Below are 13518 nucleotides of genomic sequence, written 5' to 3'. Positions count from 1 at the left end.
AGGAGATGAATATTATGAATAAGTTTCCTAAAGATTTTTTCTGGGGAGGAAGTATCGCTGCTCATCAATGTGAAGGTGCTTGGCAAGAAGGTGGAAAAGGTCCAGGAATAATGGATTACTGTACTGCTGGAAGTTATGAGGTTCCAAGAAGATTTACCAAAGAACATGAAGAAGGCACATTATACCCAACTCATGAAGCCATAGACTTTTATCATAGATATAAAGAAGATATCAAGCTGTTTGCCAAAATGGGATTCACTGCGTTACGTATATCAATTGACTGGTCACGTATTTTTCCTAATGGAGATGATAATCAACCCAATCAAGAAGGATTAGATTATTATAAAGATGTTATCCAAACATTAATTGAATACAATATTGAACCAATTGTTACATTATTCCACTTTGAAATGCCTATTCATTTAGTAAGAAAATATAATTCATGGTTGAATAGAGATTTGATTAATTTCTATTTAAAGTATGTGAAGACAGTTGTTAGAGAATATAAAGGATTAGTAAAATATTGGGTGACTTTTAATGAAATGAATCATATTGATCCCCAAAGTGAAGCATCAGATTTCTTTGTCTATATGCTTGCTGGACTGACTTATGATGAGCTTCCAGGTGATAAGAGGGAATCATTAGCGACTATTGGCTACAATATGACATTAGCAGGAGTAAAGGCTACAAAGTTAATTAGAGAAATTGATAAAAATAATATTGTAGGATGTGTCTTTGGTATTCATCCAATTTACCCCAGAGATTGCAATCCTGTTAATGTTATGAATGCATTTAAGGAAATGGATAGGGACTATTATCAAATAGATGCTATGTGTAATGGAAAATTCCCAACATATAAAATGAAGGAATATGAAGATTTTGGTATTCACTTAGAAATAAATCATGAAGATGCACAAGCATTCGCTGAAGGGAAAATAGATTTTATTGGACTTAATTATTATCAGACGGGTGTATCAAAGACAGGTGAAGGTAATGAAAATGATGAAAAACTATTTGGTGGTGTTCAAAATCCATATTTAAAACAAAGTAAATGGGGTTGGGCTATTGATCCAGTTGGAATGAGATATTTATTAAATTATACTTATCGTAAATATGGCTTACCAATCATGATTACTGAAAATGGACTTGGAGCAGTAGATGAATTTATTGATGGCAGAATCAATGATGACTATCGTATTGATTATTTAAAACAGCATCTTCGTGAAATGAAAAAAGCAATTCTTGAAGATCATATTGAATGTATTGGTTATTTAATGTGGGGTCCTATTGATTTGGTGAGTGCCACAAATGGTGAGATGAAGAAAAGATATGGTTTCATCTATGTGAATAAATATGATGATGGTAGTGGGGATTTATCAAGAATTCCAAAAGATTCATTTTATTGGTATCAAAATATTATTCAAATACAGGGAGAGGAACTGTAAAAGGTTATTTGAAAATCACTTAAAATAAATTTGACGTTATTGAACCACTCTAGGTGGTTCTTTTTTTGTTTATCATATAATAAAGCAAGTTACTTGAATAAATAAAGTTACATGTTATAATATAAGTATAAAGTCATAAAGGAGGATATATATATGAGTTTAATAACAGTAACAAATAATAATTTAGAAGAATTAAAAAACAAAGAAGTCGTCGTTGTAGAATTTTGGGCACCATGGTGTGGATATTGTAAAAGATTAGCACCTGTTTTAAAAACAGTAGCAAAAGATATAGATATTATGCAAGTCAATATTGATGATTTTGAAGAATTGAGTGAGAGTTATAGAGTTGAGACAATTCCAACATTACTTGTTTTAAGAAATGGTATAGCTAGTGAACCTTTAATAGCTCCACAAGCAAAATCATTAATTACTGATTGGTTAAAAGATAATCAAGTCTTATAGAAGAGAGGAATATATAATGAAAACATATGATGTCGTTATTATTGGTGGTGGACCTGCTGGATACAGTGCAGCTTTATATAATGCAAGAAATGCAAGATCGGTTTTGGTTATTGAACAATTATCAGCTGGCGGACAGATGGCTACAACTGGTCAAGTAGACAATTATCCTGGATTTGATAAAGGTATTGATGGGTTTGATTTGGCAGAGAAAATGCAGAATCAGGCAGAAGGTTTTGGAGCAGAAACAATGTATGAAACAGTTACAGAACTGAAATTAGAAGAAAACCCTAAACAAGTTATAACAACAGGTGGTGTTATCTTAGCCAAAAGTGTTGTTATGGCAAGTGGTGCTCATCCAAGAGAACTAGGGATAGAAAATGAATCACAACTTAGAGGAAGAGGTGTTGCTTATTGTGCAACATGTGACGGAATGATGTTTAAAGATAAAGATGTTGTCATTGTTGGTGGAGGAAATAGTGCCATTGCAGATGCATTATATCTATCAAAAATATGTCATCATGTGACTTTGATTCACCGTCGTGATAGTTTACGCGCTTCTCGTGTTTATGAAGAGCAATTAAAAAAGAGTCATATACATTTCGTGTGGAATAGTCAAGTTGTAGAAATCTTGGCAGACAAGCATGTGACAGGTGTTAAAGTACAAAATGTAGTCACAAATGAAATGACCCAAATAGATTGTGATGGACTATTTGTTGCTATTGGAAGAATTCCTGATACAGAGATTGTGAAAGGTCAATTAGAATTAGATAAAAGTGGGTATATTATAGCTGATGAATCAACATGTACAAATATCCCTGGTGTTTTTGCAATCGGTGATGTCAGAACAAAAGCTTTAAGGCAGATTGTTACAGCAGCTAGTGATGGTGCAACATGTTCATATTATATAGAGCAGTATTTATTAGATAAGGAGTGATTTTCGTGAAAATGAAAGAAAAAGTTGTTATCATTACAGGTGGTGGCAAAGGGATTGGAAGAGGTGTTGCTGAAGCTTTTGGTGAAGAAGGTGCTAACCTTGTGATTACTGGTCGCCATCAGGAATCTCTTGATCAAGCAAAACAAGAACTAGAAAATGAATTTGGAATTCAAGTTCTTGCTATTCAAGCTGATGGGGCTGTTGAGAGTGATGTAAAAAAAGTTATTGAGCAAACAGTACAAGCTTTTGGACATATTGATGTTTTGATTAATAATGCAATGGCATCACGCTCAGGTAAATTATTAATTGAACATTCAAAAGAAGATTTTGCTTTATCAGTTGATACAGGCTTATATGCAACATTCTTCTATATGCGAGAAGCTCATCCATACTTAAAAGAAAGTCAAGGAGCGATTATTAATTTTGCTTCTGGTGCTGGATTTTCAGGACGTATTGGACAATCTTCATATGCGGCTGCTAAAGAAGGTATTCGAGGATTAAGCAGAGTTGCAGCAACTGAGTGGGGAGCAGATGGTATTAATGTTAATATCATTTGTCCTTTAGTTGAGACAAAACAAATGTTACAATGGAAGAAGGAACATCCAGACCACTATGAGCAGACAATTAAAGGTATCCCATTGGGTCGTTTTGGTGATGCTAAAAAAGATGTTGGTAGAACTTGTGTATTCTTAGCAAGTGATGATGCAAGTTTTATTAGCGGTGAGACAATTGTTTTACAAGGAGGTAGTGGTCTTAGAGCATAATAAAGAAAGAACATATGATATGTTAGAGGTAGATATTTATGATTCAAGAGTTAATGAAGTTTTATAGTGAACGTTCTGATTTTCTTCTCCCTTTAATATTAGAACATTTACAAATATCAATTATTGCTATTATTATAGCAACAATGATTGGTATTGCTTTAGGTATATTTATAGCAGAAAACAAGAAAACGTCTCCGATTGTATTAGGGATTGTGAGTTTTTTATACACAATCCCTTCTATCTCTATGTTAGGTTTTTTAATACCAGTAACTGGAATTGGAAATAAGAGTGCAATTATAGCTTTGAGTCTATATGCTTTGTTACCCATTATCAGAAACACATATACAGGTATTCAAGGTGTTGATAAAGATATATTAGAAGCCGCAAAAGGAATGGGAAGTACTAGAAAACAGATTCTTTTTCAAATTAAACTCCCTTTAGCTTTTCCTGTTATATTATCTGGTTTTAAAAATATGACTGTGATGACAATTGCCTTAGCAGGTATTGCTTCTTTTATTGGAGCTGGTGGTTTAGGGGTTGCTATTTATCGTGGTATTACAACAAATAATATAACAATGACTTTAGCTGGCAGTTTAACTGTGGCTATTTTAGCGTTTTTAGCAGACTTCTTAATTGCCTTGTTTGAACGTTATATTCAAAATCGTCGTCACAGTAAGAAGAAAAAACAAAAAGTCGTCATTGTAGTATTGAGTGCTATGATTGTTTTTGCAGCAAGTTTGTTTTATGTACCCCATAAAGATAAAACAATCCATATTGCTACAAAACCTATGACTGAGGAATTTGTCATTGGTGAAATGCTGAAAATGCTGATTGAACAAAGAACAGATATTGATGTAGAACTTACAAAAGGTGTTGGAGGAGGGACAAGTAATATTCATCCTGCTATGTTAAGTGGTGAATTTGATATTTATCCTGAATATACTGGAACAGCATGGAATTTTGTGCTTAAAGAAACAGCTTTTCCGGATGAAGAAACATTGTATAAACAGTTGGTAGAAAAGTATCAAGTTCAATATCAATTAGATTGGGTTGGATTATATGGTTTTAATAATACATATGGTTTAGCAGTCACAAAAGAATTGGCTAATCGTTATAACTTAAAATCGTATTCAGATTTAGCAGCTATTTCAAGTCAATTGATATTTGGTAGTGAGTATGATTTCTATGAGCGTGATGATGGCTATAAAGCTATGAGTGAAGCTAATGACTTCCATTTTAAAAAGACAGTAGATTTAGATATTGGATTAAAATATGATGCTTTACGTAAAAATCAAGTTGATGTTATTATTGCCTTTACAACAGATGGGCAATTAAGTGATTCAGAAATTGTTTTATTAGAAGATGATCAGCATTATTTTGAAACATATTATGCTGGAAGCGTTGTGAGACAAACTGTTTTAGAAGAATATCCTGAATTAAAATCAGTTCTTATGTTAATGGATGGATTGATTAGTGAAAAAGAAATGGCAACAATGAATTATCAAGTAGAACAAGAAAAGAAAAATGATAAGGATGTTGCAAAAGCATTCCTTCAAAGCAAAGGATTATGGGAGGAGTCAAAAGATGAGTAGTATACGTTTGGAACATATTGATAAAGCATATGATGATAATCAAATTTTAAAAGATTTCTCAGTTGAGATTGACTCCCATGAAATGATTAGTGTTATTGGAGGAAGTGGTAGTGGAAAAACGACAATGTTAAAGCTCATTAATGGTTTGTTACTGCCTGATCAGGGACACGTTTATATTGATGGTATTGATATTCAAACAATCAATCAAAATGAATTAAGAAGACATATTGGTTATGTTATTCAAAATATAGGACTTTTCCCACATATGAACATTGAAGACAATATTTCTTATGTATTAAGACTTCAAAAAACAGATCCTCAAATGATTAAAGAAAGAGTTCATGAACTGATAGTTATGATGGATTTGGATCAAGATATCTTAAAAAGGTATCCTGATGAACTAAGTGGTGGACAAAAACAACGTATTGGTATTGCAAGAGCTTTAGCAGCTAATCCTCAGATTATTCTGATGGATGAAGCTTTTGGAGCTGTTGATGAAATTACCAGACATGGCTTACAAGATGAACTTTTACGTATTCATCAAAAAGTTCCATTTACACTTGTTTTTGTTACTCATAACATACAGGAAGCTCTTCGCTTAGGAGATCGTGTTATGATTATGAAAGATGGTCATATTGAGCAATTTGATACAAGCCAAAATATTTTAGATCATCCTCAAACTGACTTTGTCAAACAATTATTATCATATTTATAGAAACAAAGGTCCAATAGCCTTTGTTTTTTCTGTTATTTAACCTTATATTCTTTAATTATTATTTTTTCTACTGAATATCTTGGTTGGATATTCAATATATAGTATAATAAGTATAGATATGAATGCTTTACAATCATAAAATGAGGTAGAAAATCTCTAATGAGTAAGAGGATATTGGAAGAGGAGTATATGGCGCCATGCTGATGGCTGACTCTTTATGTGATTAGAGATTATTTCTAACCCAATATTAATCTATGCAAACTTTAAAAATATGTGAGTCATAATAAGAGGGTGAAAAAATGAAGAAACTTATTTATGGAATAGGATTTGCAATAGCTATTATCATTATAGCTATTTATATGATGATACGAATACCAAAAAACACTGAGATGAACTGGTATTCATCAGTTAAAAACTTTCAATCAAGTCTAGGAGATGACTTTTATGATTTCTATCATCCTAAGTCATATTTTGATAGTTCTGTGCTAAAGAAAACATTATCTGAGATTGATAATATAAGATTTTATGGTACATTTAAGGGTCAAGATCATTCATATTATTTTTGGTTTGATGAGAATAATGATCAATTTGGAACTCTTAAAGTGAAGTATACTGTTTCTAAGAATCATAAAGGTTATACACACCCACAAAGAAGTGATTATCAATTAATAGATAAAGAGTCAGGAATTTATTATACTACTCAAGGAGAATCAGATATAGAACTTTTACATCGTTATAATTCTAAACACTTTATAGAAGTTGCTATTGATTTTGAAAATAAGCAAAATAATGATATGAAATCCTTAAAAGATATTGCACTTGATATGATGAAAGATAGTATTCAATTAAATAAAAATAATGAACATATTGATTAAGTTTTGCATATATTTTAATAACTTCTTTTCTATAATGAGTGATAAATAATAAATTAATAAAATATTTTTTTATTGACAATTTGTTTTATCTCATTTATAGTAGTAAAAAATAAACCATTGATGTGGAGATAAAAATAGATCGTGCACTACTAGAGAGCTTGGATGGTGGAAACAAGCAGAACGCAGCCTATTAAATGGACCACTGAGGGCAAAATGAAAAGCAAATGCTGAGTATCTTTTGACGTAAAGACTTACGTTAGTAGTCAGGAATGTGATAGCATTCTATATAAAGAGTATGCTTTTTTAGCATAAAACAAGGTGGTACCGCGGGTTTATATATTGTCCGTCCTTGACAGAATTTTTCTGTCGGGACGGATTTTTTGTTTTATAAGGAGGAAGAAAATGAGTTATTCAATATTATCAGAAATTCAAAGTTATCTTGAAAAAGGTGATTATGATATCGTACCAATCTACAAAAAGTTTCCTGCAAAGGATTTAACGCCAATGAATATTCTTAAAGAACTCAAGGGAAACAATCAAGAATGTTATTTATTAGAAAGTGCTGATCATCAAAAACGTTGGAGTCGATATTCTTTCTTAGGCTATAACCCAGTTATGTCAATAGCTTGTTATGATCATCAAATCATTGTTGGTCAGGAAAAATATAGAGTTGATCACCCACATGATTATCTCCGAAATCTTTTATCCCATTATAAAACTCCATTTATCCCATCATTGCCACCTTTTACAGGGGGACTGGTTGGCTTCTTTGGGTATGAGTATTTTCATTATAATGAGCCGACATTAAAGAGGGATAAAGATGATAATGAAAAGATTCCTGATATGTATTTAATGTTATTTGATACAGTCATTTGTTTTGATCATCAGGAACATATGATTCAATTGGTCACTCATGTTCCCATTCAGAATCTAGAAGTTGAATATCAAAAAGGAATGCAAAAACTTGAAGAACTTCATTGTATGATTCAACAAAATCAAAAATCATTGATTCCAGCACTACAAATAAAAGAACCATGTCTATCCTTATTTTCAAAAGAGAAATACTGTGAAATCGTTGAACAAGCAAAAAAGCATATTTATGAAGGTGATATCTTTCAAATTGTTCTTTCTAATCGATGGGAGATTGAAGCAAAAGGAAGTCTCATTCAAATCTATGAGAACTTGAGAGAAACAAATCCATCACCCTATATGTTTTATCTTTCTACTGAGGATTTAGAGATAGTTGGTGCTTCTCCAGAAACATTAGTAAAATTAGACGATAACAAATTATATACGTATCCACTAGCAGGTACAAGACCTAGAGGTAAAACGATAGAGGAAGATAAACAAAATGAAACAGATCTATTAAATGACCAAAAAGAGTTGGCAGAACACAATATGCTTGTTGATTTAGGAAGAAATGATATAGGGAAAATCAGTCAGTTTAAGAGTGTTCGAGTTGAAGAGTATCTGAGTATTCTCAAATATTCTCATGTTATGCATATTGGTTCGACAGTGAGTGGTAAAATTTTACCAGATAAAGATGCAATAGATGCGATCGATGCATTATTACCAGCTGGAACTTTATCAGGAGCACCAAAAATCAAAGCCAGTTCTCTGATTTATGAATTAGAAGGCCATAAACGCTACCTCTATGGTGGGGCTATAGGATATATCGGCTTTTCTGGGCAAATGGATACATGTATTGCCATTAGATTTGCTTATAAAACGAAAAACAAAGTATATGTAAGCAGTGGAGCAGGCATTGTTGCTGATAGCCAGCCAGAGAAAGAATTCCAAGAGTGCTGTCAAAAAGCAGCAGCTATTATGGATGCTTTAAAGTGTTCTCAAGGAGGGAAATTATGATTTTACTGATTGATAATTATGATAGTTTTTCTTATAACCTATATCAGCTTATAGGAACTATTGAGTCAGATATTCAAGTTGTTAGAAATGATGAATTATCTCTAGAAGATATTCATAAATTGAATCCTCAAGCTATTGTGCTTTCACCAGGTCCAGGACATCCACATGAAGCAGGTATTATAGAAAGTGTTATTAAACAATTTTATCGTTCTGTACCAATATTAGGAATTTGTTTAGGTCATCAGGCAATTTGTGAAGTCTTCCAAAGTGAGATTACCTATGCAAAAGAATTAATGCATGGGAAAACATCACTCATTTATTTACAAGATGATGTTCTATTTCAGGGCTTAGAGAAATCCATTCAAGTCGCAAGATATCACTCTTTAATAGTCAAGAATATATCAAAAGATTTGAAAGTTATAGCGAAAACAAGTCAAGGTGAGATTATGGCAGTGAAGCATAATCTTTATCCTGTTTATGGATTGCAGTTTCATCCAGAATCTATTTTAACAAATGATGGATTAAGAATTATACAAAATTTTATAGGGGGAATGAAAAAATGATTAAAGAAGCGATTCAGTTATTAGCACAAGGAAATAATTTATCAAAACAACAGGCATATGAATGCATGAATGAAATTATGGCAGGTGAGGCATCACAGATACAAATGGCAAGTTATTTAACAGCACTAAGTTTAAAAGGTGAAACAATTGATGAAATCACAGGAAGTGCAGGAGGAATGCGTGAACATTGTATTAAAATATTAAACGATGAAGATGTATTAGAGATTGTTGGAACAGGTGGAGACCATTCAAATTCATTTAATATTTCTACAACGTCTTCACTTGTTATTGCAGCAAGTGGTATCAAAGTTGCAAAACATGGTAATCGGGCAGCAAGTTCAAAGTGTGGTGCAGCAGATGTATTAGAAGCATTGGGAGTAAAAATTGATATATCACCAAAACAGAGCGCAGATCTTTTGAAACAAATAGATATATGTTTTCTCTTTGCTCAAAACTATCATATTGCAATGAAATATGTTGCCCCTGTCAGAAAAGAATTGGGAATCAGAACAGTTTTTAATATTCTCGGGCCATTAACGAATCCAGCAGGAGCATCAATGCAAATCATGGGAGTCTATGATGAGACATTAGTTGAACCCCTCGCAAGAGTGCTTAATAATTTAGGAGTCAAACGTGCAATGGTTGTTTATGGAGAAGATGGCTTAGATGAGATTTCTTTATCTTCTTCAACACAAATCTGTGAGATTCATGATGGACACTATACATGTTATAAAATAACACCTGAACAATTTGGGTTTGAGCGTTGTTTAAAAGAAGAACTGGTAGGAGGGACTCCACAAGAAAATGCAAAAATCACATTAGATATATTAAAAGGACAAAAAGGTCCTAAACGAGATGCTGTTTTAATGAATGCAGGAGCAGCAATTTATATAGGCGGTAAGGCCCAGGACCTACAGGAAGGGATTGCAATAGCAAGACAAATGATTGATGAGGGGAAAGCTTTGAAGAAATTAGAGGATTTTATTCAAGCTTCACAGGTAGAAGTATGATTCTTGAGCAGATAGTCGAAAAAACGAAAATAAGATTACAAAGACAAAAGGAATTGCTTTCACTTGATATTTTAAAACAACAAGTCGAGGCTTTGGAAGTGACTCAACAATATTTATTTTATAAAGCACTACAAAGCAAAGATATGTCATTTATTCTAGAAGTGAAGAAGGCTTCGCCTTCTAAGGGATTAATCGCAAAAGAGTTTGACTATATAGAGATTGCTAAAGAGTATGAAAGAATTGGAGCAAGTGCTATTTCAGTATTAACTGAACCAACTTTCTTTCAAGGAGATAACCAATATTTAAAAGAAATTAAAGAATATGTTCATATTCCAGTTCTTCGTAAAGATTTTATTATTGATGAATATATGATTTATGAAGCAAAACAAATTGGAGCAGATGCTATTTTATTAATCTGTGCAATTCTTAATGATGAACAATTAAATTCCTATATTCAATTAGCAGAAGTCTTAGGGTTAAGTGTTCTTGTCGAGACACACAATAAACATGAGATAGAAAGAGCTATCAAAGCAAACGCCAAAATCATTGGTGTTAATAACCGCAATCTTAAAGATTTTACAGTTGATTTTCATAACAGTATAGAACTGCGAAGACATGTTCCTGAACATATCCTCTTTGTATCAGAAAGTGGTATTCATACACATGAGGATATAAAACTCTTAAAACAAAATCATGTGGATGCAGTTTTGATTGGCGAGGCTATTATGAAAGCTGAAAATAAAGAAATTGCATTTCAGCAATTAAGAGGTCAATATGAAAATTAAAATATGTGGTCTTTTTAGAAATGAAGATATTGATGCAGTCAATGAGGCTATGCCTGATTATATTGGATTTGTTTTTGCTAAAAGTCGTCGTCAAGTCACGAAAGCAGAAGCAATGAATTTAAGTCAAAGACTTCATCCTAAAATTAAAAAAGTAGGAGTTTTTGTAGATAGTGATATTCATGATATTGTAATGCTTGTACAGGAAAATATTATAGATATGGTTCAACTTCATGGACATGAGGATCAAAGTTATATCTCGAATCTTAGAAAAAATATAAATATACCTATTATAAAAGCAGTCAATGTTGATAATTTTAACTTATACACAGATATTGATTATTATCTCTTTGATTCAATAATTGCAGGAAGTGGACAATGTTTTGATTGGAGAAAGATTCCTCAAATGAAATTACCTTTCTTTTTAGCAGGTGGAATTGATTTGAATAATATTGATGATGCATTAAAGGTAGATTGTTTAGGATTGGATATAAGTAGTGGTGTAGAAACGAATGGATATAAAGATAAAGAAAAAATAAAAAGAATAGTGAGGAAAGTGAAATATGGAAACAGGTAGATATGGAATACATGGTGGACAATATATTCCAGAAACACTTATGAATGAGATTCATAAAGTAGAAGAAGCATATGAATTTTATAAAAATGATAAAGCCTTTCAAGAAGAATTAACTTTTTTGTTAAATGAATATGCAGGAAGACCTTCTTTATTATATTATGCTCAAAAAATGACAGTTGATTTAGATGGCGCAAAAGTCTATTTAAAACGTGAAGATTTAAATCATACAGGTTCACATAAAATTAATAATGTATTAGGGCAAGTATTGATGGCGAAGAAGATGGGAAAAACAAGAGTTATTGCTGAAACAGGTGCTGGACAACATGGGGTTGCGACTGCGACCGCTGCAGCGTTGCTTGGTTTGGAATGTGATATCTTTATGGGAAAAGAGGATACAGATAGGCAATCACTTAATGTCTATCGTATGGAGTTATTAGGAGCAAGGGTGCATAGTGTAACAACAGGAACAATGACATTAAAAGATGCAGTGAATGAGGCTATGCGTGAATGGACAAAGCGAGTCGATGATACACTTTATGTTTTAGGGTCTGTCATGGGACCACACCCTTTTCCAATGATAGTTCGAGACTTCCAAAGTGTTATTTCTCAGGAGGCTAAGGCTCAAATATTAGAGAAAGAAGGAAAATTACCAACTGTTGTTATGGCATGTGTTGGTGGAGGAAGCAATGCTATGGGAATGTTTGCTCATTTTATTGATGAGCCAGATGTACAATTGATTGGTTGTGAAGCGGCTGGTAAAGGCGTTGATACAGCATTAACTGCAGCAACTATAAATACTGGAACATTAGGGGTGTTTCATGGTATGAAATCATACTTTTGCCAAGATGAATATGGTCAAATTGCTCCAGTTTACTCAATATCTGCAGGATTGGATTATCCAGGTATAGGACCAGAACATGCTCATTTACATGACATCCATCGTGCTCAATATGTACCTGTAACTGATGATGAAGCCGTTGAAGCCTTTGAATATCTAGCAAAGACAGAAGGAATTATTTGTGCAATTGAGAGTGCTCATGCAGTTGCATATGCAAGGAAAATTGTCCCAACTCTTGCAAAGGATGATATAGTTATGATTTGTTTGTCAGGTAGAGGAGATAAAGATGTTGCTGCCATAGCAAAGTATAGGGGGATTGAGATCAATGAATAGAATAAAAAATGCATTTCAGGATCAAAAAGCATTTATTGCTTTTTTAACAGCTGGGGATCCAACTCAGGAAAAAACAGTGGAGTATATTTTAGAAATGGAAAAAGCTGGAGCTTCACTGATTGAAATTGGAATACCTTTTAGTGATCCCGTAGCTGAAGGTCCAGTCATTCAAGCGGCAAATATTCGTTCTTTAAAGAATAAAATGACAACGCACCAAGTATTTGATATTGTTATAAATGTCCGTCAATATTCACAAATTCCCATTTGTCTCATGACATATTTAAATCCTGTCTTTCACTATCAATATGATAAGTTCTTTCAAAAGTGTCAAGAAGTAGGAGTAGATGGTATCATTATTCCTGACTGTCCTTATGAAGAGTGCCAAGAAGTTAAAAAGGTTGCAAAAGTATATGGTATTACAGTCATTTCCATGATTGCTCCAACATCTCAAGATAGAATTAAAATGATTGCCAAAGAAGCAGAAGGATTCATTTATTTAGTTTCATCAATGGGAGTCACTGGTGTACGTCAAGATATTCATACTGATGTATCAAAGATTGTTCATGATATTAAAACTGTTACTGATATCCCTGTTGCTATTGGATTTGGCATTCACAGTCCTGATCAGGCTCAGGAAATGAGAAAATATGCTGATGGTGTCATTGTTGGAAGTGCTATAGTGAAAATCATTGCTCAGTATGGTGAACATGCTCATAATGCATTATATGAATATGTCAGAAGTATGCTTATTTAAAATAAAAA

14 protein-coding genes and 1 other annotated feature are annotated in these 13518 nt (G+C 32.8%); all 14 genes read left to right on the top strand.

From position 1 onward, the window contains the following. Positions 1-14: 14 nt before the first annotated feature. The 14 genes from AC5M21_RS07660 to trpA all read left to right on the top strand — a co-directional run bounded on the left by AC5M21_RS07660 (position 15) and on the right by trpA (position 13510). Positions 15-1445, top strand: coding sequence for a glycoside hydrolase family 1 protein (locus tag AC5M21_RS07660; protein ID WP_008789142.1), 1431 nt, complete (start codon positions 15-17; stop codon positions 1443-1445). 153 nt (positions 1446-1598) lie between these two features. Then, a complete protein-coding gene (locus AC5M21_RS07655; protein ID WP_008789143.1) occupies positions 1599-1907 on the top strand; it encodes a thioredoxin family protein in 309 nt (102 codons plus the stop codon). 16 nt (positions 1908-1923) lie between these two features. Beyond that, the gene (trxB, locus tag AC5M21_RS07650) at positions 1924-2841 is read left to right on the top strand and encodes a thioredoxin-disulfide reductase (RefSeq protein ID WP_008789144.1); all 918 of its coding nucleotides are present in this window, start codon (positions 1924-1926) and stop codon (positions 2839-2841) included. A gap of 11 nt (positions 2842-2852) precedes the next feature. After that, positions 2853-3605, top strand: coding sequence for an SDR family NAD(P)-dependent oxidoreductase (locus AC5M21_RS07645; RefSeq protein WP_044927317.1), 753 nt, complete (start codon positions 2853-2855; stop codon positions 3603-3605). A 38-nt stretch (positions 3606-3643) separates the two neighbouring features. Further along, positions 3644-5197 (top strand): ABC transporter permease/substrate-binding protein, encoded by a 1554-nt coding sequence (locus tag AC5M21_RS07640; RefSeq protein ID WP_117769096.1) that lies wholly within the window; start codon positions 3644-3646, stop codon positions 5195-5197. Beyond that, positions 5190-5912 (top strand): ATP-binding cassette domain-containing protein, encoded by a 723-nt coding sequence (locus AC5M21_RS07635; RefSeq protein ID WP_017144036.1) that lies wholly within the window; start codon positions 5190-5192, stop codon positions 5910-5912. Before AC5M21_RS07640 ends, AC5M21_RS07635 begins: the two co-directional genes overlap by 8 nt. Before the next feature lie 299 nt (positions 5913-6211). Then, positions 6212-6787: a lipoprotein 17-related variable surface protein gene (locus AC5M21_RS07630; protein ID WP_008789148.1), complete on the top strand. Its 576-nt coding sequence runs from the start codon at positions 6212-6214 to the stop codon at positions 6785-6787. A gap of 108 nt (positions 6788-6895) precedes the next feature. Next, positions 6896-7141 (top strand) — a binding site (T-box leader). A 48-nt stretch (positions 7142-7189) separates the two neighbouring features. Beyond that, on the top strand, positions 7190-8653 hold the full coding sequence (gene trpE, locus AC5M21_RS07625; protein WP_008789149.1) for an anthranilate synthase component I: 1464 nt from the start codon (positions 7190-7192) through the stop codon (positions 8651-8653). Further along, positions 8650-9216, top strand: a complete 567-nt coding sequence (locus tag AC5M21_RS07620) for an anthranilate synthase component II (RefSeq protein WP_008789150.1) — start codon at positions 8650-8652, stop codon at positions 9214-9216. Before trpE ends, AC5M21_RS07620 begins: the two co-directional genes overlap by 4 nt. Continuing rightward, complete coding sequence (trpD, locus tag AC5M21_RS07615) at positions 9213-10226, top strand: anthranilate phosphoribosyltransferase (protein ID WP_008789151.1); 1014 nt, start codon at positions 9213-9215, stop codon at positions 10224-10226. The genes AC5M21_RS07620 and trpD overlap by 4 nt, the downstream gene beginning before the upstream one ends. Beyond that, positions 10223-11011, top strand: a complete 789-nt coding sequence (gene trpC / locus AC5M21_RS07610; RefSeq protein ID WP_008789152.1) for an indole-3-glycerol phosphate synthase TrpC — start codon at positions 10223-10225, stop codon at positions 11009-11011. Before trpD ends, trpC begins: the two co-directional genes overlap by 4 nt. Continuing rightward, positions 11001-11585, top strand: coding sequence for a phosphoribosylanthranilate isomerase (locus tag AC5M21_RS07605; RefSeq protein ID WP_008789153.1), 585 nt, complete (start codon positions 11001-11003; stop codon positions 11583-11585). The genes trpC and AC5M21_RS07605 overlap by 11 nt, the downstream gene beginning before the upstream one ends. Continuing rightward, positions 11572-12756: a tryptophan synthase subunit beta gene (gene trpB, locus AC5M21_RS07600; RefSeq protein ID WP_054325455.1), complete on the top strand. Its 1185-nt coding sequence runs from the start codon at positions 11572-11574 to the stop codon at positions 12754-12756. Before AC5M21_RS07605 ends, trpB begins: the two co-directional genes overlap by 14 nt. Next, positions 12749-13510: a tryptophan synthase subunit alpha gene (trpA, locus tag AC5M21_RS07595; RefSeq protein WP_302280676.1), complete on the top strand. Its 762-nt coding sequence runs from the start codon at positions 12749-12751 to the stop codon at positions 13508-13510. Before trpB ends, trpA begins: the two co-directional genes overlap by 8 nt. Positions 13511-13518: the final 8 nt, after the last annotated feature.

This window comes from Coprobacillus sp., from assembly GCF_984815275.1.
The sequence above is the reverse complement of the archived record's forward strand: the minus strand, read 5'-3'. Positions and strand labels throughout refer to the sequence as shown.